22 protein-coding genes and 1 pseudogene are annotated in these 26,407 nt (G+C 63.3%); 10 read left to right on the top strand and 13 right to left on the bottom strand.

What is annotated here, in order from left to right; all coding sequences use genetic code 11:
* Positions 1-37: 37 nt before the first annotated feature.
* From trxA to K0B96_RS08505, 6 genes are all read right to left on the bottom strand, one after another.
* Positions 38-364 carry a thioredoxin gene (gene trxA / locus K0B96_RS08530; RefSeq protein WP_220166086.1) on the bottom strand — a complete coding sequence of 109 codons (327 nt, stop codon included), beginning with the start codon at positions 362-364 and terminating at the stop codon, positions 38-40.
* A 46-nt stretch (positions 365-410) separates the two neighbouring features.
* Complete coding sequence (locus K0B96_RS08525) at positions 411-662, bottom strand: hypothetical protein (RefSeq protein WP_220166084.1); 252 nt, start codon at positions 660-662, stop codon at positions 411-413.
* Positions 659-1,453 (bottom strand): segregation and condensation protein A, encoded by a 795-nt coding sequence (locus tag K0B96_RS08520; RefSeq protein ID WP_255558909.1) that lies wholly within the window; start codon positions 1,451-1,453, stop codon positions 659-661. Before K0B96_RS08520 ends, K0B96_RS08525 begins: the two co-directional genes overlap by 4 nt.
* A 398-nt stretch (positions 1,454-1,851) precedes the next feature.
* Positions 1,852-2,823: a transposase gene (locus K0B96_RS08515; RefSeq protein ID WP_220166082.1), complete on the bottom strand. Its 972-nt coding sequence runs from the start codon at positions 2,821-2,823 to the stop codon at positions 1,852-1,854.
* A 206-nt stretch (positions 2,824-3,029) separates the two neighbouring features.
* Positions 3,030-4,193, bottom strand: a complete 1,164-nt coding sequence (locus K0B96_RS08510; protein ID WP_220166080.1) for an RsmB/NOP family class I SAM-dependent RNA methyltransferase — start codon at positions 4,191-4,193, stop codon at positions 3,030-3,032.
* Between the two features lie 7 nt (positions 4,194-4,200).
* Positions 4,201-6,282: an LPS-assembly protein LptD gene (locus K0B96_RS08505; protein WP_220166078.1), complete on the bottom strand. Its 2,082-nt coding sequence runs from the start codon at positions 6,280-6,282 to the stop codon at positions 4,201-4,203.
* Between the two features lie 144 nt (positions 6,283-6,426).
* Between K0B96_RS08505 and ppc the strand changes: the two genes are divergently transcribed.
* Positions 6,427-9,165 carry a phosphoenolpyruvate carboxylase gene (gene ppc, locus K0B96_RS08500; protein WP_220166077.1) on the top strand — a complete coding sequence of 913 codons (2,739 nt, stop codon included), beginning with the start codon at positions 6,427-6,429 and terminating at the stop codon, positions 9,163-9,165.
* A 57-nt stretch (positions 9,166-9,222) separates the two neighbouring features.
* The gene (glgB, locus tag K0B96_RS08495; RefSeq protein WP_220166074.1) at positions 9,223-11,439 is read left to right on the top strand and encodes a 1,4-alpha-glucan branching protein GlgB; all 2,217 of its coding nucleotides are present in this window, start codon (positions 9,223-9,225) and stop codon (positions 11,437-11,439) included.
* Between the two features lie 54 nt (positions 11,440-11,493).
* Here the strand turns inward: glgB and K0B96_RS08490 are convergent, their stop codons facing one another.
* Positions 11,494-12,063, bottom strand: coding sequence for an alpha/beta fold hydrolase (locus K0B96_RS08490; RefSeq protein WP_220166072.1), 570 nt, complete (start codon positions 12,061-12,063; stop codon positions 11,494-11,496).
* On the opposite strand from K0B96_RS08490, the pseudogene K0B96_RS08485 reads away from it, so the two are divergent.
* Both K0B96_RS08485 and K0B96_RS08480 read left to right on the top strand, forming a co-directional pair.
* Positions 12,060-12,776 (top strand): annotated as a pseudogene (locus K0B96_RS08485) (LysR substrate-binding domain-containing protein); the annotation flags it as partial. The gene K0B96_RS08490 and the pseudogene K0B96_RS08485 overlap by 4 nt on opposite strands.
* Positions 12,777-12,901: 125 nt before the next feature.
* A complete protein-coding gene (locus K0B96_RS08480) occupies positions 12,902-13,564 on the top strand; it encodes an energy transducer TonB (protein WP_220166069.1) in 663 nt (220 codons plus the stop codon).
* Here the strand turns inward: K0B96_RS08480 and K0B96_RS08475 are convergent, their stop codons facing one another.
* A complete protein-coding gene (locus tag K0B96_RS08475) occupies positions 13,565-14,044 on the bottom strand; it encodes a GreA/GreB family elongation factor (RefSeq protein WP_220166067.1) in 480 nt (159 codons plus the stop codon). It lies immediately after the preceding gene.
* A gap of 5 nt (positions 14,045-14,049) precedes the next feature.
* A complete protein-coding gene (locus K0B96_RS08470; RefSeq protein WP_220166065.1) occupies positions 14,050-14,520 on the bottom strand; it encodes a PaaI family thioesterase in 471 nt (156 codons plus the stop codon).
* 162 nt (positions 14,521-14,682) lie between these two features.
* Here K0B96_RS08470 and K0B96_RS08465 point away from each other — a divergent pair, with 162 nt between their 5' ends.
* Positions 14,683-15,807, top strand: coding sequence for a hypothetical protein (locus K0B96_RS08465; protein ID WP_220166063.1), 1,125 nt, complete (start codon positions 14,683-14,685; stop codon positions 15,805-15,807).
* 27 nt (positions 15,808-15,834) lie between these two features.
* Here the strand turns inward: K0B96_RS08465 and ispH are convergent, their stop codons facing one another.
* The 3 genes from ispH to K0B96_RS08450 form a co-directional block, all read right to left on the bottom strand.
* On the bottom strand, positions 15,835-17,577 hold the full coding sequence (ispH, locus tag K0B96_RS08460) for a 4-hydroxy-3-methylbut-2-enyl diphosphate reductase (protein WP_255558908.1): 1,743 nt from the start codon (positions 17,575-17,577) through the stop codon (positions 15,835-15,837).
* Between the two features lie 132 nt (positions 17,578-17,709).
* A complete protein-coding gene (locus tag K0B96_RS08455; protein ID WP_220166061.1) occupies positions 17,710-18,240 on the bottom strand; it encodes a GNAT family N-acetyltransferase in 531 nt (176 codons plus the stop codon).
* Between the two features lie 256 nt (positions 18,241-18,496).
* A complete protein-coding gene (locus tag K0B96_RS08450) occupies positions 18,497-19,264 on the bottom strand; it encodes a site-2 protease family protein (protein WP_220166059.1) in 768 nt (255 codons plus the stop codon).
* Positions 19,265-19,348: 84 nt separating this feature from the next.
* Between K0B96_RS08450 and K0B96_RS08445 the strand changes: the two genes are divergently transcribed.
* Positions 19,349-20,788, top strand: coding sequence for a sigma-54-dependent transcriptional regulator (locus K0B96_RS08445; protein WP_220166057.1), 1,440 nt, complete (start codon positions 19,349-19,351; stop codon positions 20,786-20,788).
* 8 nt (positions 20,789-20,796) lie between these two features.
* On the opposite strand, the gene galE is transcribed toward K0B96_RS08445, so the two are convergent.
* Positions 20,797-21,801 carry a UDP-glucose 4-epimerase GalE gene (galE, locus tag K0B96_RS08440; protein ID WP_220166055.1) on the bottom strand — a complete coding sequence of 335 codons (1,005 nt, stop codon included), beginning with the start codon at positions 21,799-21,801 and terminating at the stop codon, positions 20,797-20,799.
* A gap of 75 nt (positions 21,802-21,876) precedes the next feature.
* Here galE and K0B96_RS08435 point away from each other — a divergent pair, with 75 nt between their 5' ends.
* The 4 genes from K0B96_RS08435 to K0B96_RS08420 all read left to right on the top strand — a co-directional run bounded on the left by K0B96_RS08435 (position 21,877) and on the right by K0B96_RS08420 (position 26,365).
* The gene (locus K0B96_RS08435) at positions 21,877-23,115 is read left to right on the top strand and encodes a beta-ketoacyl-[acyl-carrier-protein] synthase family protein (protein WP_220166053.1); all 1,239 of its coding nucleotides are present in this window, start codon (positions 21,877-21,879) and stop codon (positions 23,113-23,115) included.
* 21 nt (positions 23,116-23,136) lie between these two features.
* Entirely contained in the window at positions 23,137-23,397 is a 261-nt protein-coding gene (locus K0B96_RS08430; protein WP_220166050.1) for an acyl carrier protein, read from the top strand.
* Between the two features lie 67 nt (positions 23,398-23,464).
* Complete coding sequence (locus K0B96_RS08425; RefSeq protein ID WP_220166048.1) at positions 23,465-24,910, top strand: phytoene desaturase family protein; 1,446 nt, start codon at positions 23,465-23,467, stop codon at positions 24,908-24,910.
* A gap of 186 nt (positions 24,911-25,096) precedes the next feature.
* Positions 25,097-26,365, top strand: a complete 1,269-nt coding sequence (locus K0B96_RS08420; protein ID WP_220166046.1) for a DUF3300 domain-containing protein — start codon at positions 25,097-25,099, stop codon at positions 26,363-26,365.
* Positions 26,366-26,407: the final 42 nt, after the last annotated feature.

Genomic DNA, 26,407 nt, shown 5'->3' with positions numbered 1-26,407 from the left:
AGGGGCGGGCGAAGAAGGCCGTCAGTCGCGGACCGACTCAAAGATGCGCGGCGAGTTTTGATTTGAGCGCGGCTTTCGGCAGCATGCCTACGATCTGCTCGACCATCTGGCCGCCTTTGAACACGAGCATGGTGGGGATGGCGCGAATGCCGTATTCGGCGGAGACGGCGTCGTTTTCGTCGACGTTGACTTTGCAAATCTTGATCTGGCCATCGAGCTCCACGGCGAGCTCTTCGAGGACCGGCGCGATCGCCTTGCAGGGGCCGCACCATGGGGCCCAGAAATCGACGAGGACCGGCGTCGTCGCGGACGCGATGGTGGATTTGAAGCTCTCGGAGGACAGATTGGTGATCTTGTCGGACATGGCGGAGAAAAGAGTGGGCGAAGCGGTTAAAAGCAAATCGGCGCGCTCAGGCGGGCGTGGATTTGTGCACGATGTCGGCGAGTTCGCGCGGCTCCACTTGGTGGAGCTCCTTGCCGCGAGCCTTCAACTCTTCGAACGTTTTCACGACAGTTTCGGTCATCCGCCCGTGCGTCTCGGCCGAACCGCCGACGAGAACGAACTTCTCGCCCGTGGTGATGCGCTTGTGACCATCATCATTATCGAGGCCGACGCCGAGGATGCCGGCGGCGCGCGGCGCGGGATTTTTCTTCTTCTTCACGCGGAGACGGTGAGGGTGTCGGTCGCGGTTTCAAGCGGGTTTTCCGCCGGCACGGCGGTGCAGACGATGTCTGTGAACGCCTCGTCCTGGCGGAGGCGAAGCTTCCGCAAGCGCGTTAATTCCAAGACGGCGAGGAAGGTCGCCACGAGCATGCGCAACGACACCTGGCCCTCGAACAGCGACGAAAAGATGAACTCCGGCTTCGTCTCGATGCGTTGGAGCAAATACGACATGCGGTCGGAGACGGTGACCTGCTCATCGTGGATTTCGCCCACCACGAGTTTTTCCGCGAGACGGCGCAGCACCACGTTGAAGGCGTTCCACAATTCGATGCGGTCCACGGCGCGCAGCGGACGTGTGGCGGGATCGATCGAGAGCGAGGAAACATAACGCTCCATCAAGTCCTGCCGTTGCGTAATCAAGTCATGCAATTCGGCGGACGCTTCTTTGAATTTCTTGTATTGGAGCAGTTGACTGACGAGTTCCCAGCGCGGATCGACCTCATCATCATCGGCGTTGGGATCGATGGCGGCCTGGCCGCGCGGGAGGAGCATGCGGCTTTTGATTTCCATGAGCGTCGCGGCCATGACAAAAAACTCGCCGGCGACGTCGAGATCGAGCTGCTGCATCGCGTGGAGCGCATCGATGTATTGGTGGGTGACCGACTCGATCGGGATGTCGTAAATATCCAACTCATTCTTGCGAATGAGGAAGAGGAGCAGGTCGAGCGGGCCTTCGAAGACCTGAAGTTTGATGCGATAATCGGCGTCGGGAACCACGTTGGCGGGCATGGTTGTGGGGGCGTGGACGGCGGCAAGGGAAAATGTTTCGGCGCACGACGCCGCTCCTGCGCGGGTTACGACACTCTACGGCGCCGGTGTCGTCTCGCGCGGGCAGCTTCGCCTTAATTCCAATTCTGGGGCGAGGGGAGTGCAAAACGTCCAAGAGCGAGCGATGCAACATCGGGCAGCGGGAGTGTCGCGCGTGCCAAGTGAAGTGGCCATGGGCGGTGCAGCGATGTGGCTGCAAGGGCACCCGAAAAGTCGGTGCGGCTCCTGGTAGTTTGTTGAGTCAAGATCCACGACGTGCGGTTTTGCTGGCGATCTCTCCCGGTCCTGAAGGGGAAAGCGTGGGCTTTTCGTCCCATCGGACTCACCGGATCCAAAAACCTCAACCGGATCCAAAAACCTCAGGCCTCGACTTTTGACAGCAGCGCCTTGATCCGCTTCCGGCCGGCACTGTCGAGCAGCGCTCGGCGCACAAACTGGCTGACCGATGCCGGTTGACCCATGCCGAGCCTTTTCGCCAGCCAGCCATTCGAAACAGACGTCGTCTGCTTCATACCGGCCGCCAGCAGCACTTTGGCAGGCGCCGATTTTGCGCTCCCGAGTTTGCGGAGGTCGACCTCCGCCGCCTGAGCCAGTTTCACCAGTTTTTCTTCCCAGACCAATTCCCGTTCGGCCCGATGCGCCCCGGGCTCGAGCCCGGCAAAGCGGCTGCGCTCGAGATCAGCCCCGCGCCGTGCCAGATCACGTCTTGCGGCGGCCTTGAATTTCTCGCCGCCGACGCACCAGCCGCGACTGAGGCGTTTGGCGACCAGTTCCTTCGCCATGCCGGCGTCAGTCGCCAGGAATTCCAGATAACCTTGGTATTTCGTCCAGCCTTTCGCGGTGTCCTTGAGTCCGCCCGCTTCGCGGAGCACAGTTTCTGCCTCCAGCCAGTCCGGCCGATCCTTTCGCGTCCACCACGGCAGACTGCTCCACGGATATTTGATTGCCTCGTTCGCCGCCACCACGCCCGCCCGCACGGGGTTGAGGTGAATGTAATGCGCCACCTGTCCGAGAACGTGCCCCGGCTCCACCAAGAGCGCTTTGTAACGACCCTGAAACGGGCGACCAACCACGCCCCGAACGCCGTTGGACCGTCGCACCCACGTGCCTTGCAGCCACTTCATGCCGTCGCTCAAATTGGGTTCGGTCAACTCCACCGCGAGATGGAAATGGTTGCTCATCACCACATAGGCGTGGATCCGCCAGCCAAACCTCGTCGCCGTCTCGTCCAAGGTCCGCACAAACGCTTCCGCCGCGCCTTCGCCCGCGAACACGTTACGCCGATAATTACCCCGGTTGATCACATGATAGCATGCGCCGGCATATTCCATTCTTAGAGGTCCGCCCATGGCTCATCGCCTCCTTTCAACGTAACTTTGTCAAGAGTCAAGGTATGCGGTTTTGGTGTTGAGGTTGCGGTTTTCGTCGATGCTTTTGAGGGCGGGCATCGGACCGCAGCGTGTTACCCATCACTGCGGAACGAACGTGGCGGCGGGGGACTGCGCTTATCGCTCCGCACTCAACATGAGCCGTCGAACTAGTGCCGCTGCAGCGAGGCGACGAAGAAGCCGTCGGAATCATGCGTCGCGGGAAGGATGGTAAGCCCGGTCGCAGTGGGTGTGCCGCCGAAATCACGCGCGAACGGTGCGGCGGTGAACTCGGGAGCGGATACGAGGAACTCGCTGACCACGTCGTCGTTTTCGCGATGGCTGAGCGAGCACGTGGTGTAAATGAGGCGTCCGCCGGGACGCACGTGCGCCGCGTGTTGATGCAAAAGGGCGAGCTGGACGGTGCGTGCGCGCTCGATCGTGTCGGGCGTGGTGCTCCACTTGAGATGAGGGGCGCGGCGCCACGTGCCCGAGCCGGAGCAGGGAGCGTCGATCAGAACACCGTCGTAGGTGGCGGCAGGTGCGTCGACGCGGCGGATGTTCGCGAGTCCCGCGCGTCGAACCCGCACGACGAGTTCGTCGAGCGCGGCGGAGCGAACGTCGGTGGCGTCGACCCGGCCGGAGGGACCGAGGAGTCGCGCGAGTTGGAGCGTTTTGCCGCCGGCACCGGCACATGCATCCAGCCACATGCCGCCGGGCTCAATTCCGACAGTCTGCAGCAAAAACTGCGAGCCGAGGTCTTGCACTTCGATGGCGCCGCGTGCGTAAGCAGCGGTTTTTGTCACGTCGACGTCGGCGCCGAGCCGAAGCGCGGAGGGTAAAAGCGGCGCGCTCTCGACGGTCCATCCGAGCGCGGCGAATTCGGCGATGACGGCCGAAGCGTCGTCGGTTTGCAGGCGCAACCAGAGCGGCGCGCGCGTCGCGAGTGCAGCGGCTTGAAGGGGTTCGAACGCGGCGGGGCAATGCGCGCGAAACCACCCCGGCAGCAGGCGGACGGGATCGGCGGCATACGTTTCGCCGGTGGCAAATGCGGCGCGAAAATTCCGCGTTGCAGGCGTTTCGGCCGCGGCCCAAGCGAGGCGGCGCACGGCTTCGTCGGGATTGTCAGCGAGCAGCGGTTCGACTTCCGGCAGCAGACGCAGCGCGGTGTAAATAAGTTCGCGATAGAGCCGGCGGTCGCGCGATCCGAAACGGCGGTCGCCCTTGAGCAAGGGATCGAGGCGCGCGGGCAGGTTGCGATCGCGATGCCAGTGCGGTTGCAGACGGGCGAGCAGGGCGAGGAGAATTTGCCGCTGGCTGCCGGCGATGCTCATCGGGCGATCAAAACGTCAGCGGCGTGAGCCGCACGGCGAAACCGAAACTGCTTTCGCGACGCGGGCCCGCATAGATCGTCACGCCGTATTCGACGAGCCATGCGTTGCCGAGGGTTTGCTGCAAGCCGACCGCGGTTTCAGTGAACCGGGCGTGGCGCGCATCGTATTGGAGGCGGGCGGCGATGCCGTAAACTTCGTTGAGCCGCAGGCGATATTGGAGCCGGTATTCGTCGGTCTGGTGCTGCAAATAATGGTTCGCGAGCTGCAAAGACCACGCCTCGCCGTCGAGCAGCGTAATGCCGGTGGTGAGCTGTTGCAGGGTGAAATTATCCGGCGCGAAACTTTCGTAGAGATTGAACTGCAGCCAGGCGACGGGCGAGACGATGAGCTCAGTGTGAATCGCCGCGAGTTCGCGTTCGCCGGGCGCGCGGTCGAAGCGGAAGTCGGCGGCGGTGTTGAGCGTTACCAGGTCGCGGGAACCGTAAACGGGGTCGCGCGTTTGCAGGGTGTTATCGAGGCCGACGCGCAGCGTGTTGGTCTTGCGGAGGTCGTCGATATTGCGCGTGTCGCCGAGGCCAAGCGGCGGGAGATACGTGTTGAACGTATCGCGGTCGATCGCGGGAATGTAGAGCTGGCCTTTGTCGGCCTGCGGCACGTAGCGGTAAGAAATACGCGGTGTCAGCAGATGGCGGAGGCCGTCGATTTTCCACTTTTCGTTGTGGTAATCGAAGGTGCCGCTGGTGCGGAGTGCGGCATCGAAGCCGACCTCGCCGAGGGCGCGGGTGTAAGTGCTGCGACCGCCGGTCGCCTCCGCGTAGTGCGTGAGGCGGCCGCCGACGACCGGCGTGAAACTGAACCAATCGCGCGGTGCGAAGGGCCGGGAGAGCGCGTAGTAGGCGTCGAAGCGTTGGCTATTGAGGGTGGGCGTGTTGGCAACGGGAGCATCGCGCAGGACGGCGACGCCGGTGTTGAAGCGTTGCACGAATCCGTTGCCGACCGTGACGGGGAGCAGGTCAAAACGCAGTTCCGGGAGGCGTTCCTGAACGTTGTGAAAGGAGTTTGGGTGGAAGCGTGCGAAAGCTGAGCCGAAGTAGTTTTCGCCGGTGTAAACCGCTTCGGCGAAGGTATCGGGTTCCTGCACGGGGAAGAACCAGCTGGGGTGAAAATCGCGGAGCACTTCCGAATCGCTCCAATAATTGACCTGCGCGTTGAGGGTGAGCGCGTCGGTCGCCTGTTGCTGATGCGTCCAGAGCGCATAGCCGCGGTCAGCGGGAATGCTGCGACCGAGGAGCCCGGTGCGCCGGTCGCCGTAATCGTGAATGAAGCCGGAGTGGAACGAGCCGCGAAACGGTCCGTCGTCGCTGCCGTATTCGGCGGCGGGCCCGATCAGGATGCCGCGGCTGGAATAGAGACCGAGGTCGGCGCCGGCTTTCACGGCGGGGGCGACGGGCAGACGCAGGCCCGCTTCGGCATACACGCCGAGCGACGAACGGTAGCCACCGGTCAACGCGATGTAAGAGAATGCCGGCTCGTGCACCGATTGTTGATACTTGGGCAACGCGAGCGGATGGACGCCGCCCACGCCGGCGGTGGCGCCTTCGGCGCGGACGGTTTTGCCCGCCGTATAAATGAGCTTGTTGGCGGTGAGCGTCGGGCTGAATGAGCCGGGTTCGCGCACGGAAGCGCGCGCGTCGGTGAGCGTGACGGTATCCTTCGCGCCGCTCGCGGTGGCGCCGCTCACATAAAGCGGATACTCGCCCAGGCGCACGTCGCTGGCGGAAAATGAGCGGTCGCGCACGTGGTAGGTGAGCTGGTCGGCGAGCAGCCGCTGCGGGCCGCGCGTGAGCGTCACATGGCCGGTGGCGACGGCATCACCTGTGTCGGGGTTGTAGAGGATCTCGTCGGCCGTGAGGAGGGCATTGCCATCGGTGAGATGCGCTTCGCCGGTGACGACGTAGACGTTGCGCGCGTAATCGAAATGCACCTCGCGGGCGGTGACGTTGGGCGGCGCGGATTCGGCGGCGCAAACACGGAGCGCCGCGGCACCGGCAAGGGCGAAAAAAAAGGTCAACAGACGGCGAGTCAGCACGGGCGCAGCAAAGCACCGTTAGGCGGCCTAGCAAGCCTTCTGCCGGGATGGGAAAACACGGGCGGAACGAAAGGGTTCTATGACAGGTCGGCGGCAGAATTCGCTTCCCGGAGACGCCATCCGGCGCAAGCTAATCCACCGTTGATGACGAAGCCCACCGCCCGCCGCCGCTCCTCCGCCCTGCATGAAATGTCGCACCTGAGCGCCCAAGTGCGTTTGCTCGGGCAAACGCTCGGCGAGGTGATCACGCGGCTGGAGGGGCCGGCGACCTTCGAGACGGTTGAAACGCTGCGCAAGCTGGCGAAGGCGCGACGCGCGGGGGACGAAAGTGCGGCGGTGAAACTGGCGGCGGCGGTCGCAGCGCTGCCGGCGGCGGATGCGTTTAACCAGACGATGGCGTTCACCTTGTATTTCGAGCTGGTGAATCTCGCGGAGGAAAACTTCCGCGTGCACTTGCTCCGCGAACGCCGGCAGGCGTGGCGCGCGGGGCAGGGCGAGCCGTTGCGCGAATCGATCGCGAGCGCGGTGGCGGAATTGAAGGCGGCGGGGGTGGAGGCGGGCGAGATGCAGCGGTTGCTCGACCGCGTGGCGATCGAGCTGGTGTTCACGGCGCACCCGACGGAATCGAAACGCCGGACGTTGTTGGAAAAGTTGCGGCGGCTCGGGGAGTTGCTGCGCGGCGATGCGTTGCGGACGGACGCGGACGGGGTGGCGCGCGAAATCGCCTCGTTGTGGCTGACGGACCGCAGCCGGGTGGAGCAGCCAGGCGTCGTCGACGAGGCGCGCACGGGGCTGTGGTATTTTGACACGACGCTGTTCGAAACGCTGCCGCGGTTGCAGGCGGATTTGGAACGCGCGTTGGCGGAGCATTTCCCCGATGTGCAGGCGCCGCGCCGCTGGCTGACGTTTGGGTCGTGGATCGGCGGCGATCGCGATGGGAATCCGAACGTCACCGCGGCCGTGACCGCGGAAGTGCTGGCGCTGCACCGGCGGCTCGCGATCGAAAAGCTCCGCTTGTCCGCGCGGGAACTGGGCCGCACGCTGACAGTGAGCGATCGGCGCGACGCGATTTCGCCGGCGTTGCGAAAATTGTTGCGCGAAAAGATTCCCACGAGCGCGCATGTGGAGGCGTTGAGCCGTCGGTATCCGCATGAGCCGTATCGGTTGTTGCTGACGGCGTTGCGCGGCGAGCTCGCGCGTGCGGTGGAGGCAGTGCAGGACGGCGCGGCCTTGGAGAAAAAAACAGCGGCGGGGAAGGATGCTCTCGGGGAGGACGACATCGACCGGCTGCTGGCCGTCATTCGCGCTAGTCTCGCCGCGGGGAAGGGCGCGGTGTTGATCGACGGGGAGTTGCAGGCGATGCAGGAGCGGCTGGACGTGTTCGGGCTGCACACGGCGCGACTCGATCTGCGCCAGCACTCCGCGCAGCACGAAGTGGCCGTGCGCGAGTTGCTGAAACGCGACGACTACGCGGGCCTCGCGGAAGACGGAAAACGCGCGTTGCTGCAAAAAGCATTGGCGAAAGCGAAGCCGTTGACGGCGGCCCAACGCGCCCGTCTCTCGCCCGCGACCCGCAGCGCGCTCGATCCGCTGGTGCTGGCGGCGCGGGTGCAGGCGCTCTTCGGCTCGGAGGCGCTGGGCATTTACGTCATCAGCATGACGGACGAGGTGTCGGATTTATTGGAAGTGGAGCTGTTGCAGCGACTCGCCGGCGCGGTGCTGCCCGTCGCGCCGCTTTTCGAGACGCTCGATGATTTGCAACGCGCGCCCGCAATTCTGGCGGCGTATTTCGAACTGCCCGGCCGTCCGCGTCCGGAGCACCAGCACGTGATGCTGGGCTACTCGGACAGCAACAAGGACTGCGGTTATGTGACGGCGAATTGGGCGCTCTACGAAGCCCAGGAAACCATCACGCAGTTGTGCCGGCAGCAGGGTGTGCGGGTGACGCTGTTCCATGGGCGCGGCGGCAGCATTGCGCGCGGCGGCGGGCCGGCGGCGAAGGCGATTCTCGCGCAACCGGTGGGCTTGCACGACGGCGGGATTCGCGTGACGGAGCAAGGAGAGGTGTTGTCCACGCGTTACCACGACCCGGATCTGGCGCACCGCATCCTCGAGCAGATGACGTATGGCGTGTTGCTCGGCACGCATGCGGCGCAACGAGAGGCGGCGATTCCCGCGGAGTGGAAAACAGCCATGGCCGAGATGAGCGCGGCGGGCTTTCGGGCCTACAAGGCCGCGGTGCATGACGATCCGGAATTTCTCGTGTTCTGGCGCGCGGCGACGCCGATTGACGAGATCGCGAACCTGAAGCTCGGCTCGCGGCCGACGTATCGGAAGGCGACGCACAGCGTGGGCGACCTGCGCGCGATCCCGTGGGTGTTTTCGTGGATGCAGAGCCGTTTCAACTTTCCCGGCTGGTTCGGGCTGGGCGCGGCGCTGGAGACGGTGTTGCAACGCGGTCCCGCGGGACGACGGCTGCTGCGCACGATGCACGCGGAGTGGCCGTTTTTCGCGACCATGATCGACAACGCGCAGCTCACGTTGCGCAAGGCCGACATGGGGATCGCGGCGCTGTATGCGGGTCTGGTGCCCGACGAAGGCGTGCGCACGCGGGTGTTTGGGTTGATCGCGGAGGAGTTTGCGCGCACGGAGCGGGCGATTCTGCAGGTGACGGGCGAGCGGCAGTTGCTCGGGCACGAACCGGTCCTGCGGCGCTCGGTGGAACTGCGCAATCCCTACATCGATCCGCTGAATTATGTGCAGGTCGAAATGCTCCGGCGTTTGCGCGGCGGCAAACTGGCGGGCGAAGAAGCCGACGCCGCGAGGCGCGTGGTGGAGCTGACCATCAGTGGAATCAGCGGCGGGTTAAAAAACACCGGCTGAGCTTTCGGTGGTTTCCCGGCTAGACGGTGACGCCGTTCTCCTGCAGACTCACAGCGCATGGCAGTCCTCACCAACCCCGCCGATCTCAGCGCCTTGCTCGACGCCCGCTACGCGGATCCGCATACGCTGGTCGGCATGCACCCTTTCCAAAAGGGGAAAACAGCCGGTGTGCTGGTGCGCGCGTTGGTGCAAAATGCGGTGACGTGTGCGGTCGTGGATCCGGCGACGAACGAGCAGTGGGAGCTCACGCGGACAGGTCAGGAGGGTTTCTTCGAAGGCGTGATCACGAAGCGCAAGGAGGTGTTTCGCTACCAGTTGCGCGTGGGCACGCCGGCCGGGGAGTTGCGGCAGTTTTTCGATCCGTATGCGTTTCTGCCGACGCTGGACGCGCAAGATCTCTACCTGTTCAACGAAGGCAACGAGCACCGCGTGCACCATAAGCTCGGCTCGCACGTGCGCGAGATGAACGGCGTGGTGGGCACGGCTTTTGCGGTGTGGGCACCGGCGGCGAAACAGGTCTCGCTGCTGGGCAACTTCAACGGCTGGGATGCGCGTTATCATCCGATGCGGCCGCTCGGCTCGTCGGGCGTGTGGGAGTTGTTTGTGCCGGGGCTCGCGGCGGGAGAGCTGTATAAATTCTCCGTGCGCGATCAGGCAGGGCGCACGCGGATGAAGACTGATCCGTATGGCACGTATTTCGAGCCCGCGCCGAACAACGCGGCGATCGTGTGCGATGTCGATCGGTTTGCGTGGGGCGACGACGCGTGGTTGGCAGCGCGCCGGGCGCAGGCGGGCCGACTCGACCGGCCGATCTCCATCTACGAAGTGCATCTGGGTTCGTGGCGTCGGAAACCGGAGGACAACAACCGGCCTCTGACTTATCGCGAACTCGCGGTGGCGCTCGGCGATTACGTGACGGAAATGGGCTACACGCACATCGAGGTGCTGCCCGTGGCGGAGTATCCGTTCAGCGGCTCGTGGGGGTATCAGGTCACGGGATTCTTCGCGCCGACGCACCGGTTCGGGCGGCCGGAGGATTTTGCCTGGTTCGTGGATCACCTGCATCAGCGCGGCATCGGCGTCATCCTCGACTGGGTGCCCGCGCATTTTCCGCGCGATAGCTTCGCGCTGGCGGAATTCGATGGGACGCACGTGTACGAACATGCGGATCCGCGGCAGGGCGCGCACATGGATTGGGGCACGCTGATCTTTAATTACGGGCGCAACGAAGTGCGCTGCTTTCTCACCGCGAGCGCCCTGGCGTGGTGCGAGCGATACCATGTGGACGGGCTGCGCGTGGACGCGGTGGCGTCGATGCTCTATCTCGATTACTCCCGCAAAGCCGGGGAGTGGTTGCCCAACCGGTTCGGAGGACGGGAAAATCTGGAAGCGATCGAATTTCTTAAAACCACCAACGATCTTGTGCGGCGCTACCATCCGGGCGTGCTGATGATAGCGGAGGAATCGACGTCGTTTCCGCAGGTGAGCCGGCCGACCAGCGAGGGCGGACTGGGCTTCGACTTCAAGTGGAACATGGGGTTAATGCACGACACGTTGAGCTACTTCAGCCGCGAGCCCGCGCACCGGAAATGGCACCAGAATGACCTTACGTTCGGCATGCTGTATCAATATGCGGAAAACTTTATCTCGGTCTATTCGCACGACGAAGTGGTGCACGGGAAAGGCTCGATGCTCTACAAAATGGGCGCGTGGCACATCCCGCAGAAGGCGGCCAACCTGCGGGCGCTATATGCTCATGTCTGGGCGTATCCGGGCAAGAAGCTGTTGTTCATGGGGTGCGACTTCGGCCAGTCGCACGAGTGGAATCACGACGCCAGCCTCGACTGGCACCTGTGCCAGTTTCCGGATCACGAAGGCATCCGGCTGCTCGTGCGCGATCTGAATCGCCTCTATCGCGACGAGGCGGCGCTGGGGCAACGCGACCTCACGCCGCAGGGCTTTCGCTGGGTTTCCTGCACCGACGCCGATGCGCAGGTGATCGCGTATCTGCGTATCGCCGAGGACGAGCGCACGTTACTACTCGTCGTAGGCCATTTCAGTGGAGCAACCCGCGCACCTTACCGGGTAGGCGTGCCACGGCGCGGTTTCTGGCGCGAGGTGATCAACAGCAATAGTGAATATTACGGCGGCACGGGGCTCGGCAATGGCGGCGGCCGAATGGCGGAGGAGGTCGGCTGCGATGGCTACAGCCAGTCGCTCGAACTCACGCTGCCACCGCTCTCGACAACGATTTTCAAGTGGACGGCGGAGTGAGCCGCGCCCGACCTTTCGGGCGGGTGCGCTGACGTGGATGCGAGTGGGCCGTGATTACCCGGCGAGTGGTCGAACGTGCTTCACCAGTTCATTCAAAAACAAATCCGCGTGACTCCAGACGGCGAAGTGTCCGGCGTTGGGAATGGTGACCATCTCTTTGCGTGGCGCGTGAATGGACTCGAAGAACTCCCGGGTGAGCCCGACCGGGGTGACCATGTCATCGGCTCCTTGAATGACGAACACCGGGAGGTCAAAATCAGGACCTAGCGCGGTGAGCTTGGTATTCAGAAGGTCATTGTAGAGAGACCAAGGCGGCACCGCCATAAAACCTCTGGCGCGGTTGACGTCATCACGCAGGGAGTAGTCAGGAGGCGGAGAAAGCAGGCTTTGTTTCAGAGAGTTCAAGGCCACGGCGTCGGCGGCCGGTTGGTATTTTCCCATCCGCTCAAAGAACGAGGCGACCTGTTTCATGTTCTTGAACGGCGGCGGCCCCACCTGCGTGAGAGCTTGGAGGGTTTCGCCGTCGGATGCTCGATGCGCGAGGTCGAGCAAGCGGGCGTAGGCTGTCGCGGTGCTGCGTGGCATATCGCCCACCTGCCCCGTTCCGACAAAAGCGTAGAACACCTCGCGCGGTCGAACTGCGCACCCGCGTGGGGCAACTGGTGCAGGAAAGCGAAGCGGCCTTGCGGCCGATTGGAAAGCTGGACGTGCCGCAGCTCGTGCGCACCTTCACGTTGCGCACGAGTGAGGGTTTCGTGGAAAACTTCGGCCCGGCGCTGATCGCCCGGGTGAGCGGCGAGGCCCCGGGTGTGCAACTGCGCTTCGTGCCGAAGCCAGACAAAGACAGCACGCCATTGCGCGAAGGAGCCGTCGATCTGGAGACCGGCGTGTTGGAATCGACGACGAGCCCGGAATTGCGAACGCAGACGCTTTTCCGCGATCGGTACCTCGGCGTGGTGGCGAAAGGCCACGCGTTGAGCAAAGGCAAGATCACGCCGGTGCGTTACGCCGCAGGCCGCCACATCGGGGTATCGCGCGACATTAACCGCGACGCGATCGATCTCGCGTTGGCGCATCTCGAGCTGAAACGAAAGATCGTGGTGTCTCTTGTAGCCGGCTTCGCGACCGCCGTCGCCCTCGCGCGGACGTCGGACTTGATCGCCACCGTTCCCGAACGCCACACGGGCAATCTTCGAGAGGGCCTGCACAGTTTCCTCCTGCCTGTTTCGACACCCGAATTCACCGTTTCCATGCTCTGGCATCCGCGGCTTGATGCCGATCACGGACATCGCTGGTTGCGCGACCATGTGCGTGCGGTGTGCGCCGGGGCGCGCTAGAGGAGGGAGTCCAAGCTTGGCGCCGTTTTGCGCTGTGGTGACACTCCAAAAAAACGTATAGTTTTCACCGAAAATCCGTAAGAACGCGTGGTGCCGCGCGTGGTATTGGTAACCCCAGCCACACTATGAAACGACACTTCGCCTGGCCCATTGGTATTGCTGCGGCGCTGCACTTGGCGCTGCTGTTTGGGTTTCGCTCCCCATCCCGTCCGCCATCGGAAAGGCCCGTCGATCCGCCGGTGATGGAGTTGAAACCGGCGCCGATTTTTGATGAGCCGATTCCAGTGGACGCGGAGAATTCGGGCGGCGGAGGGAAGCCGGACGTGGCGCTGCCGCACACCGAAGAGGCGCTGCGTCCGCCGAAACCCAATGATATAGTGATTCCAACGATCCCTTCTCCGCCCGCGTCGCAGGCCAAACTCATTCGCATTCCGGCTGGGACGTTTGGTCCGGGGCACGGAGAAAGCTCGGGATTTTCAGACGTGGGCGGACCGGTGATGCCCGTGGCGCTCGATCATGCGCCGCGGACGCGTTCGCAGGTGGGGCCGGTTTATCCGTTTGAGGCGCGCAAGGACGGGCTGTCCGGCGAAGTGCTCGTGGAGTTCACGGTGGACCAATCCGGTCATGTGCATTCGGCACGGGTGGTGCGTTCGACGGCAACGCTGTTCGAGGCGGCGGCGTTGAAGGCCGTGGCAAAATGGCAATTCGAACCGGGGCGGGTGCACGGGCGCCCCGTCGCGTTTCGCCTGGCGGTGCCCATCGTCTTCAGCCTCGAAGACGGGCGTTGATCACTGCACGGCAACGACGGTCGCCGGTGCCGAGGGCTTGCCAGGGAGTGTGAGTTGATCGCCGACCCGCCGGCCGAGGAGTTGCCGGCCGAGCGGGGAGGCCGGGGTGACGACGAGGACGTGTTGCCCCTCGATCTCAAGTTCGAGACCGCCCGACCGCGGGCCGAGAAAAAACCACGAGCGAACGCCCCGGGCGGAAACCGTCTCAATCAACGCGCCCAACGCTGCCGGGGCGTCTGGCGGAAAAGGATCGGCGGGTAACGCGTGATAGAGGTTGATGCTTTGCTCGATCTCGGCGGCGAGTCGCGCCTGACCTTCCGCCAGGTAAGCCGCCTCCTGACCACGCGTGTCGTATTTGTTTTCCGCACGACTCTCTTCGTTGGTGGCCTCGTCGCGGGCGAGAGCGGCGGCGCGCACTTGTAAGTCGAAGTCTTCGCGCAGGCGGCCGACGATGCGTTGAATAAGAGTGGTTTTATCCATCGTCGTTACCAGCGGTGGAAGGCGGGATGTCCCGGCTTCACGGCGACGAAGGTGCCGGCACACGTGGCGCAGATGACGCCGGCAGAGGTGAGGGAAGCTTCGATGCGCGCGCGGTCTTCCTGTGCTTCCGCGACGCGAGCGACGAGATGCACCGGCGCGCCGGTGGGAGTCGGGCGGAGAAGTTTGACGGCGTAGCTGGCGGTGACGGTGCAGGGCGGGGCGTCGAGTTTGCGCTGCTGCATGAGGTGCCACGCCGCGGTCCAGTTGGAGTGGCAGTCGAGCAGGGCGCCGATGATGCCGCCGTTGAGGATGCCGGGAAACGCCTCATGGTGCGGTTCGGGCTGCCAGTCGGCCATCACCGTGCCGTCAGACTGGACGAAGCTGCGGAGGCGCAGACCGCGATCATTGGCGGGGCCGCAGCCGAAGCAGCGGCCGTGGGGCGAGTAGCGTTCTTGGAGGGACAGCGAAGGAGGCATCAAAAACGGGCGAAGTCCGCCCGGAGCGGGGTTCATCGCCAAGGGCCGGCGCAAAGGCAATCTTCGGCCGTCGGGAAAACTTGCTTGTGCGTGGGTGTTTTTGGCAACTTTCTCCTTTTCCACGCGTCCCATCCGCCTCGCTGCATGAAACTCAACCGCCTTGTGCCTCTCTTTGCTCTCTGCGCCCTCTCGGCTTTTGCCCAAGATCAGCAGCCGCCGCAGGAGGACATCAACCTCGATTTCGGCCTCGATGAATTCATCTACCAGCCGACGTTCACCTTTACGCTCGGTGCGCGGATGCTGAGCGGCGTGAAGTCTTCGTTCTCCGGCAGCGGGACCGTGAATTCCTACAATCAAATTGGCGCATTGGGCGATTCGACGGCGGTGCGTTATTACCATGATGGCACGGTAGCGCCTGATCATCGGACCGATCTGAACGGCAATCCGGTGGCTCCCGATGGTTACACGAACAACTGGAGCTTTGCCGACAACCGGCAGGCGTTGGGCGATGGCTTTCTGGCCATGAACACTTACTCGGCCGAAGTGCTCAATACCGGCGCCATTAATCAGAATCCCAAGTCGAGTCTCGGCGTGGAAGTGCAAGTCTCCCGCGACATGGGCAAACTCTTCGGCAAGCTGCCGTGGACGCTGATTGGCGGCATGAGCGTGAATGATGTGCGGGCAAATTTTCGCTCGCAGATGGATGCCCGGATCACGAAGACGACGGACCTCTACTACTTCGCCAACGGTGTTTCCGCGCCCAATGCGCCGTACAACGCGCCGGGTGCATACACCGATGCCAACGGCAACTCGTTCGATACCGCGCTGATCTCCAGCCAACCGCTGGCCCGCACGACCACAGGGCCGACCTTTTCCAATACGGCGGTCGCGAACACGTGGAAGTTGCACGGTGCGTTCTACTCGTTTCGCGCCGGTCCGTCGGTGGCCTTTCCGATCACGGCGAACTTGAAGGCGACCGTCAGTGTGGGTGCGGTGCTCGTTTACGCGGGCTCGACTTACACGGTCGACCAGATCTTCCAGCCGGAAACGTCGTCCGAAATCGTGGCGAGCATTAGCGACGGCGTGAGCGAAATTCTGCCCGGTTACTACGTCGACGGTAACTTGGAATACACCTTCACGGAACGCGCCGGACTTTACATCGGCGGCGTTTACCAGCACGCGGGCGCCTACACGCAAACGATCACTTCGGCCGACGGCACGTATTCCACGCGCGTGGACCTGAGCAGCCTGCAAGGCGTGCGCGCGGGCATGACGTTCCGATTCTAAGCCGGCGCGTCGCTGCGCGGGCGCGCGTCAGGCGTTGACGTCGACTTGGCTTAGATCGGCCAACACGTCGTCAATGGACCGCAGCGCGGCGGCGGGAAACAGGCCGTTGATGCGGGTGATAACCTGCTGAATGATGCCGTCGGGGCACGACGCGCCACCGGTCACGAGAATGCGTTTCGGCTGGTGATCGTCAGGCCAGAGCGCACGGCGCTCCAAGTGGCCGCCCACGTGTTCGCCCTTCGCGGGAAAGACGTAATGTTCGACTTCCTCACGCGAGAGGATGCTCGCCTCCGACTGAATGAAATACGCCTTGGCGCCGAGTTGCGCCGCGCACAGGCGATAGAGTTGGTAGGTATTGGAGGAGTTGCGTCCGCCGATCACAAACGCGGCATCGAGCGGCTCCTGCAGGGCGAGGCTGAGCGCGTCCTGGTTGACCTGCGTGGCGTAGCAAAGCGTATCGCCGCGACTGCTCCCTCCAACGAGGGAGGCATCCCCGAAGCGCTGCCGGTAAACCTCGCGCAAGTGCTCAATGATGCCGATGGTCTCGTTCATCAGCAGCGTGGTCTGGTTGACGACCGCGATGCGGGCCAGGTCGCGCTCCACGGAGAAGCCCGGCGTGAATCGTCCGGCAAACGTTGTTTCGAAGCGGCGTTGGCCTTCTTCGCCACCGTGCGCAATGATTTCTCCAAGGAGGTGCGCTTCCTCGAGGTTGCGGATGATCACGGCGGGCGCGTAGCGGCGGGTGTTGGAAAACGTGGCTTTCGTTTCCTCGTGCTCGTGCTTGCCGTGGATGATCACCGTGAAACCTTCCCGTCCGAACGCGCGGGCGGCTTTCCAGACTTTTTCCACGAGCATGCAGGTGGCGTCGTAGTGACAGACCGCAATGCCCTTGCGCACGAGCCGTTTCTTGTCCTCGTCCGTGGCACCAAACGCCGGGATGATAACGATATCGTGGGGCGTGAGAGAATCCCACAGCAGCGGTTCGCCCGGCGCATCCGTGGCTTTGCGGCCGCTCGTGGTATAGGGCGTGCCCTTGTCGGTCTGCAGGTAACGCAGCCCACGCCGCAACAGATCCTCGTTAACGAACGGATTGTGGATCAACTCCGACAGCATGAACACACGGCGCTCAGGGTTTTCGGCCAAGGTCTCGTAAGCGCGTTCGATGGCGTTTTTCACGCCGAGGCAAAATCCGAAATGACTTGGCACCACGTAACTCACGGGACCGAAGTCGAGCGCCACCGCGGGCGTGGCGGTCCGCTCATGGCGGCGGGCGAGCGTCTTGATCGCGGCGCAGAGCTTCGATTGATAAAGCGCGCTCGCCTCGGGATCGCGCGCGTAAATCGCAGGGTTGCGCTCCTTTTCCGGGCGAAACTTGTAGATGAATTCGTTTTCGCCGAGGTGCAGATAGGGCACATCGATCAAATGCGGCTCGAGCCCGCCCAGCACGGCGGCCAGCGATGGCGCGAGTGCGCTGGGCTCCGCGAGCAGGGCGTCGAATGAACTGAAACGTATTTCGGCGTCCGCGGAAGGGCCGGCGACTTGGGCGAAAAACACGCGGTGGCGCCGACCGCCGCCGTCCGCGGTGTAAAATTCGCGCGGCGGAGTGTGTTCCGCAAACGCGTTCTCAAGCCGCGCTGTCGCCATCGCCAGATCGACGCCGGTGAAGGGCAGGCCGGCTTTCGCGCCGAGCCGCCGCACTGCGATCTCGTTGTTGGAGTTGAACGCGAGCACACAGCAGAGCACGGGCGTTGAGACGGCGGCAGTTGACATGCTCCGCCATGGAATACCGCGCACCGGCAGGGGTCAAGTGACCGCCCGGGCTGGCGCCTGCGCCTGCACCTGCGGCACGCGCGAGGGCGCGCCCGGGAGCGGGAGCACGTCCGGCCACGCAGCCGGCCAACTTCACGCGGCGGCGGCGTGCCGCAATATCCGCCGGTAGCGAGGAGCTTCCACGGGCGAAGGGTCGTGCGGCTCCATGCGGTCGCTCCACGTCAACGGGACCTCGGGGTTCAACAGAATCGAGCCAGCCCTGAGTCCGCTGAACTCGCAGCAGTCCCACTCCGCCGCGCGTTGGGCGAGAAATTCGAACACTGCGGTGCCGGCGGCAGGCTCGAAACCGGGTTCGACCAAGGCGTCGAAGGTTTCGTCGCTCCCTCGGGCCAAGAGCTGGAGCACACGCGCCGCGTCCACGCGGGCGGCGACAAGCGGCACTACGCCGATCAATCGTTCGTCTGAAATCAACGTCAGGAAGTGCGGCGTGGCATTCGCGAGGCGCCCGTAGCACGTCACGGTTTCAGCGGGAGTCGGGTGCCGGGCCGCCCGTCCGCACTTCCGCCAAAACGTCTGCCACATGGACGCGACCGATGAAAAATCGTCGAGCGCGGCGACGCGTTTCACCGCGAGATGAGCAAGAGGAAGGACTTCAGTGGACATGAGAACGGATGGCAGTCGTTGAGAGGCGGCAGGGCGCACAGAGCGTCTCATAACTACGTGGCGTCGCCCAGCGGGAGGCGTTCCGAAGGGAAGGTAGGGGACAAGCCCGGCGCAGTCGGCGAGAAGCGCATATCGCGCCGGTTTGGTCGGATAAAACGATCATCCGCACCCCGAGTGACGCGTGCCGCGTGTGAGTAGCGCGGCGGGCGAACGCTTGAAACGATGCGCCTCGCTTCAGAGCCGGTGGACAGGACGGCTACGGCGAGAGCACGGGCGGATCGGTGCGGGTCGCGGCGAGACGCGCCAAGGTGCGCCGCCAGTGTTCCTCTTCCCGTTCGTGGCGCATGAGCATCCGATATTCGGTTTCGCCGGCGATGAAGATGAAAAGAAAAAGGGCGGCGCGCAGTCCCCGCTGTTCCCATGCCGCGTCCGCGGGCCACAGAAGCACCAGCACGATGCACGATCCTGCGACAACTTTGCCCGCCGTGGCCGCCCACCAAGTTGCCCGTAAATAGGGCAGTCGGAAGGCGAGCAACGCGCGCAAGATGCGACCGCCATCCATCGGAAACGCGGGCAGAAAATTGAAGATGCCCATGACGAGATTGGCGACGAAGAGCTGACGCCCGAGATCACCTACGGACCGCGGGATTTCCACCTGCATCCAGCCGGCGGGAAACGAGACCGCCAACCAGAGCAACCCAGCCAGCGCGAAATTCACCAAGGGGCCGGCGACCGTGATGAGGAGCTCCTGACGGGGCTCGCGCGGAATCCGATCAAATTGCGCCATGCCCCCGATTGGCATCAAGAGGATGCGCGGCACCCGAATCCCAAAATGCATCGCCGTGAAACTGTGCCCGAGTTCGTGCAAAACCACGCAGGCAAAGAATGCGCAAACGGCGGTGGCGCTCCAGAGGGCGCCCGGCAGGCCCGCGGCTTTTTCGCCTTCCCAGGCGATATAGCCAAGGAGAAGAAAAAAGCTGGCGTGCACCGCGACCTGGATCCCGCGCACGCGGAACAAGTTCATTGACCACCGTAGCATGCCCGCAACAAATGCTGCCGGCTGCAATTCGCCAGCGCCAACTGGCACGAACACTGCGGTCATTTGCGCATGCCCGAGCTCAAGCCGCCCACCATTCTCATCATCGACGACGACGCGGAGATCCGCTACTCGCTCACGCGGGTGCTGGCCTCGCGGCACTTTCTGGTGACCGAAGCGGGCAGCGGTGAACAAGGCGTGGCCGTCCTAAAGAAGGGTCCGCCGCCGGATCTTATTTTTCTCGACGTGCGCATGGGCGGCATGAGCGGCATCGAAACCTTGCAGCACCTCCGTTCCGTCAACCCGAAGCAGCTCGTCGTGCTCATGACGGCATTCGGCACGGCACAGACGGCGATCGAGGCGATGAAATACGGGGCGTTCGATTACGTCATGAAGCCGTTTGCGCCCGACAAGGTGTTGGCGTTGGTCGAGAACGCATTGAAGACCCATGCCGATTTGCGCGCCGTGGGAGATTACAAGCCGACCGTTTCGAGCGACGATTTCAAGGAAGGCATCGTGGGGAATTCGGCGGCGATGCAGGAGGTCTTCAAAACGATCGGGCAGGTGACGGCGAGCGATGTCACGGTGATGATCACGGGAGAGAGCGGCACGGGCAAAGAGCTCGTCGCCCGCTCGATCTGGAAGCACAGCCACCGCGCCAGCAAACCGTTCATCGCGGTCAACTGCGCGGCGATTCCTGACAACCTGATCGAAAGCGAGCTGTTCGGACACGAAAAAGGTGCGTTCACCGGCGCAACCGGGCAACGCATCGGAAAATTTGAGTTATGCGACGGCGGCACGATTTTCCTCGATGAGATCGGCGACATGGCGCTCGCCACGCAGACGAAAATCCTGCGCGTGCTGCAGCAGGGCGACATTCAGCGCGTCGGCGGAAGCGAGACCATCCGGGTGGACGTCCGGATTTTGGCCGCGACGAACAAGGATCTCGAGGCGATGGTTAAAGCGAAGACGTTTCGCGAAGATTTGTACTACCGGCTTAATGTCGTGCGTATCCGCATGCCGGCGTTGCGCGATCGAGCGGAAGACATTCCGCAAATCGTCGATTTCTGCCTCCAGAATCTCGTCAAAAGCAGGAAGACACGGGTCGGCAAAGTTTCTCCCGAAGCCTTGGCGGTGCTCACGCGCTATCCTTGGCCGGGGAATGTGCGAGAGTTGGAAAACGTCATCTACCGCAGCGCCGTCATCGCCCAAGGGGACTCCATTTTGCTGAAGGATCTGCCCGCGGAAGTTCGCGACCGCGCCGAGCCAACGTCCCAGCCAGCACCCGTGTCCACCGAGCCTGCGGCGGATGCAGAGTCGAGCATCTCAAGGGCGATCGCCGCGCTTTATACGGAGCTGGCGAACGACGAATCAGGCGTCTGGGCGGCCGTGGAAAAGCGCCTCGTGGAGCACGCGCTCAAGGCTGAGGACGGCGACGAGGAGGCGGCGGCGGGAAAACTCGGCGTTTCCAGGGCCACGTGGAGGCGACTGCGCGGCGGAGCCGGGCAATAGCGACGTTCTTACTGGCGCGGCGCGCGATCAGCGTAGCCTTGCGGATGCGCGCGGTGCCATTTCCACGCAGTGGCGACGATGGAGTCGATATCGGGAAACTTGATCGTCCAACCGAGTTCGCGTTGGGCTTTGCTGGAATCGGCGAACAACGCCGGCGGATCGCCCGCGCGACGCGGGCTCTCGATCACCGTGATCGTGCGGCCCGTGGCTTTTTCCACCGCGCGTATGACTTCGCGGTTCGATGACGGGCGGCCGGTGCCGAGATTGTAGAAAAGCTGCGTGCCGGGCGTGGCCAGCCGATCGAATGCAGCGATGTGCGCGCGACTCAGATCGTCGACATGCACGTAGTCTCGCAGGCAGGTGCCGTCCGGGGTGGGATAATCGGTTCCGAAAAGCTGCAGGTGAGGGCGCTTGCCCGTCGCAACGTCGATGGCGACAGGGATGAGGTGGGTTTCCGGGTCATGGTCTTCACCGATGGATGCATCTTCCGAGGCACCGGCGGCGTTGAAGTAGCGGAAGGCGGCGAAACTCAATCCGTGCGCTTGGGCGAGGCTCTTGAGGAGGTTTTCGACGTCGAGCTTCGTCTGCCCGTAGGGATTGATCGGGGCTTGGAGCAGCGTCTCGACGATCGGCAGGGACGCAGGCACGCCGTAGGTGGCGCACGTGGAGGAGAAAACGAATTTCTTCACGCCCGCGGTGAGCATCGCATTCAGCAGATGGACGGGCGCCACCACGTTGTTGAAATAATATTTCAGCGGATCCGTGACAGATTCGCCGACGTAGCAATAAGCGGCGAAGTGCATCACCAGCTCGATCTTTTCGTCGACCAGGATGCGGCCGACCGCGGACTCGTCGCCAAGGTCGACTTGGTGAAGCGGCACACCGGCAGGCACGGCGGCGCGATGACCGTAGACGAGATTATCGAGCACGACGGGGCGGTGTCCGGCGGCGACAAGCTGTCGCACGCAATGACTTCCAATGTAACCGGCACCTCCGATGACCAGAACGTTCATAAGCTTAGGCAAAAGACGGCGAGGCTTGTATTGCTTTCACGGCGGGGTTGGCTAGCGATTTCGGCCTCTCTTTTCATGCAGCTCCCGCGCATCGTCATCACCGGGGTCGGTCTCACGGCTCCCAACGGCAACACCTTGGCCGAGTTTCGTCGTAATTTGCTGACGGGCGTTTCCGGCATCGAACGTCTCGATGTGCGTTACATGGGCTCACTTCTGGCCGGCGTCTGCCATTACGACCCGCTGAAGTATCAGACGAAAAAGGAAGTTCGCGTAGGCACGCGCGCGGGCTCGATTTCGATTTACTGCGCGCGCGAGGCGCTGGCCGACAGTCAGGTCAACTTCGCGGGGCTTCCGAAGGATCGCGTGGGCATTTACATCGGCTGCACCGAACACGGCAACGTCGAGACGGAGAATGAGATTTTTAACATCTCGAAGTTCAACTACGACACCAAGTTCTGGTCCCATTATCACAACCCGCGCACCGTCGCCAACAACCCGGCGGGAGAGACGTCGCTCAATCTTGGCGTGACGGGTCCGGCTTACACGATCGGCGCGGCCTGCGCGGCGGGGAACATGGGCCTGATCCACGCCACGCAAATGTTGCGCCTCGGTGAGGTGGATTTCGCGATTTGCGGTGGCGTGAGCGAAAGCATTCACACGTTTGGGATTTTCGCCGGCTTCAAGTCGCAGGGCGCGCTCGCCACCAACGACGATCCCGCGAAGGCTTCACGGCCGTTTGATCTGGCGCGCAACGGCATCGTCGTATCCGAAGGCGGGGGGCTTTATACGCTGGAGCGGCTTGACGACGCCTTGGCCCGGGGAGCGAAGATTTACGCGGAGATTGCGGGCTATGCGGTGAACTCAGACGCCAGCGATTACGTGCTGCCCAATCCGGTGCGGCAGGCTGAATGCGTGCGCAAGTCGATCGCCCATGCCGGCCTCCGGCCACGCGATGTCCATATCGTCAACACGCACGCCACGGCGACGCCGCTGGGCGACATTCAGGAGTGCGAGGCGATTCGCGCCGTGTTTGGCGAAGGTTGTCCTGATACTTACATCAACAACACCAAGAGTTTTATCGGCCACTGCATGGGGGCGGCGGGCGCACTGGAACTCGCGGGCAATCTGCCGTCGTTCGATGACTTGGTGGTGCATCCCACGATCAACGTCGATGCCCTCGACCCGCAATGTGCGTTGCCCAACCTGGTGTTGAACGAACCGCAGCGGGTGGGGCAGGTCGACGTGATCCTGAACAATTCATTCGGGATGCTCGGCATCAATTCCACGTTGATTGTGAAACGTTTTGTCCCCTGACTGATTCTTCGCCTAATTCCTATGACCACCGACGAATGCAAGCAGGTCGTGCTCGATATCATCGCGGACATCGCGCCCGATGAAGACCTTTCGAATGTGAAACCGGACGTGCGCCTGCGCGACCAACTCCAGCTCGATAGCATGGACTTTCTCGACATCGTGATGGAGCTGCGCAAACGCCACGGCATCGAGGTGCCGGAGGCGGATTACCAGCAACTGGCCTCACTCGACAGTTCCGCGGCGTATCTTACGCCGAAGTTCAACGCCCAGAAGCAGGGCTGAACCGCACCGAAATCCGCGCACCGAGGCCGGGCTGCGCCCGGCCTTTTTTATTGGCCGCCATCGCCGCATGAACACGAGCTCCCATTACGACGTGGCGATCATCGGAGCCGGCATGTCGGGCTTGGCGGCGGGCATCCGACTCGCGCATTTTGGCCGGCGCGTCTGTATCTTCGAGCGGCACAACGCCGTCGGCGGGCTGAACAGTTTCTACAGTATCGCGGGGCGAAAATTCGATGTCGGCCTGCACGCGATGACGAACTACGTGCCGCCCGGTGTGAAGGGAACGCCGCTGGGGAAAATTCTGCGGCAGTTGCGCATTGATCGCGATGAGTTGGCCCTTTGTCCGCAACGCGGTTCGCGAATCGCTTTTGGGCCGCGCGGCGAGGTGAAGCTACGGTTTACGAATGACTTTGCGCTCTTCGAAAGCGAGGTGGCGGCGCGATTCCCGGCGCAGCGGGATGGTTTCGCTCGCCTGGTCGCCTATCTTCGCAGTTACGACGATGTGTCGCTCAATGCGCAGCCGCGCAGCGCCCGCGCGGTCGTCCGCGACTTTGTAACGGACCCGCTCCTCGAGGAGATGTTGTTTTGCCCGCTCATGTATTATGGCAGCGCACAGGAGCGCGACATGGAGTTCGGGCAGTTCGCGATCATGTTCAAGGCGCTCTTTCTCGAAGGGTTTGCCCGCCCGCTCGAGGGTGTGCGCGTTGTGTTGCGCGTGTTGCTGGACAAATTTCGGGCGGCGGGCGGCGAACGGCGTATGAAATGCGGCGTGAGCCGGATCATCGCCCAAGATGGACGCGCGACAACGCTCGTGCTCGATGACGGTGCGGAGGTCACCGCCGACCATGTGTTATCCTCGATCGGCGGCCCAGAAACGCTGGCGTTGTTTCAGCCACCGGAGACCGAAATCAGAGGCCGCCAGCTACCTGCGGTGGGCCGGCTGTCGTTCGTCGAGACGATTACCGTGCTGAATCAAGAGCCTGCGGCGCTCGGGTGGGGCGAGGACACGATTGTGTTTTTCAACGACTCGCCGGAATTCAACTACGTCCGCCCTGACGAGGCGGTCGACGTGCGCAGCGGCGTGATTTGTCTGCCGAATAATTTCGTATTTGAAGCAGGGCAGCATCTGCCCGAAGGCCTGCTGCGCTGCACCTGCCTGGCCAACTACGACCGCTGGGCCACGCTGCCGGAGAATGTCTATCGAGAGCAGAAAACGCGTTGGTTTTCCGAGGTGCAGCAAAGCGCCCGCCGATTTCTGCCGGCGGTGGAAGATGACGTTCTCGCCAAAGCCACCGTGGCGACGGACATGTTTACGCCGCGCACGATCACGACGTTCACCGGGCACTTCGGCGGAGCCATCTACGGTTCGCCGGATAAAAAACGCGACGGGAACACGCCGTTGGCCAATGTTTATCTCTGCGGCACGGACCAAGGGTTTTTGGGCATCGTCGGCGCGATGCTGAGTGGGATCTCGATGGCGAATTACCACATTCTGCAGCCGCGCGCGGGGTAAGGGCGGGGAATACCGTAATCGGCGGGAATGAGTCGCGTCTCATCGGGTATGACATATTTTGCGCACAAACCCCCGAAAGTCGTGTCGCCCCTAAGCATGCCCCTCGCTCCGACCCGCGTCCGCCGTTCTCGCTTTGCGCTAACTCGGTTTCTCTTCGCCGTTTGTGCGGCGTTTTCTCTCGGATTTGTGAATGCGCAGGACGTCAGCGATGAATCCCCGCGAACGCCCGAGGAATTGGACAAGCTCGTGGCCCCCATCGCGCTCTATCCCGATGTCTTGGTCGCATTGATCCTGCCGGCCTCCACGGTGCCGACCGATGTCACGCTCGCAGCGCGGTTTCTGGCGAACAGTGATGGCTCGGCGGCGATCGAAGATCAGCCATGGGATGAAAGCGTGAAGGCGCTGGTGCACTATCCCGAGGTCGTCAAATGGATGGATGAAAACCTCGAATGGACGCGTGAGCTCGGCCTCGCGTTCGCCGCGCAGTCCACCGACGTGATGAACGCCGTGCAGCGTATGCGCACTCAAGCGCGCGCCACTGGTGCGTTGAAGGATACTCCGCAACAGGAAGTGGTCGTGCGTGATCAGATCATCTACATCGAACCGGCCACGCCCGACGTGATTTATGTGCCGCGTTACAATTATGATCTCGTTTACGGACCGCCGCCGTTTGGCTACGCCGGGCCGTTTTTAACGTTTGGCATCGGTTATTCGGTCGGGTCGTGGCTGGATTTCGATTTGGACTGGCATCGCCGGGTGCTCTGGCGCGGCGTGGACTGGCGCCGACACGATTATCACGTGCGGCATCACGCCGGTCCGGTGATCGTCGGGCCGCCCCACGGCACACCGCAACGTTGGCGTCCACCGGCCAACCGCGTGCGGCCGCGCCCCGGTTTTCGTTATGGCGATCGTGTGGTCGGACCGCGGGCGCTGCCGCCTGGCCCGGTCGAGCACGAGGCGCATCCCGCCCGGCCGGCGGCGAGTTGGGGTAATGCCCGCCTTGCTCCTGCCACGGCTCAACCGAATCCAAACGGCGCATCTTCCGTGCGACGGTGGTCACGAGGCGGCGATCAGCCGCACAGCAGCGGCAACGCGGATTCGAAAATGCCTCCTGCGCCCACGATCGCGCGACCGCCGTCCGTTGGCGGCCCGGTGCGCCCGTCGCGGCCCGATGTTTCTCCGCGGCCCGATAGCAACCGCGGCAATCTTCATTTCAACACCACGCGGCCCGTGGTGAGCGCGCCCGGTCCCAGCGCCACCGTCCGCGCGCCCGCTGCCCCGGAGCTAACGCCGACGCCGCGCCCGGCTTTTGTGCCGCAACCGCGTCCTGCTCCGGTGGCGCCGCCGCCGGCGATGCGGCCGGTGACCGCGCCGCCGCCGCGGAGCGCGCCTCCGCCGGATCGAGGGGAGAGGGCGGACGCACGTCGCGACAATCGAACGGATAAAGACCGTTAGCGGCCCGCGCCAAATGATGGACGCAAAACCCCTTGCGCTCAG

It is taken from the genome of Horticoccus luteus (assembly GCF_019464535.1).
GTDB classification, from domain to species: domain Bacteria; phylum Verrucomicrobiota; class Verrucomicrobiia; order Opitutales; family Opitutaceae; genus Horticoccus; species Horticoccus luteus.
The sequence above is the reverse complement of the archived record's forward strand: the minus strand, read 5'-3'. Positions and strand labels throughout refer to the sequence as shown.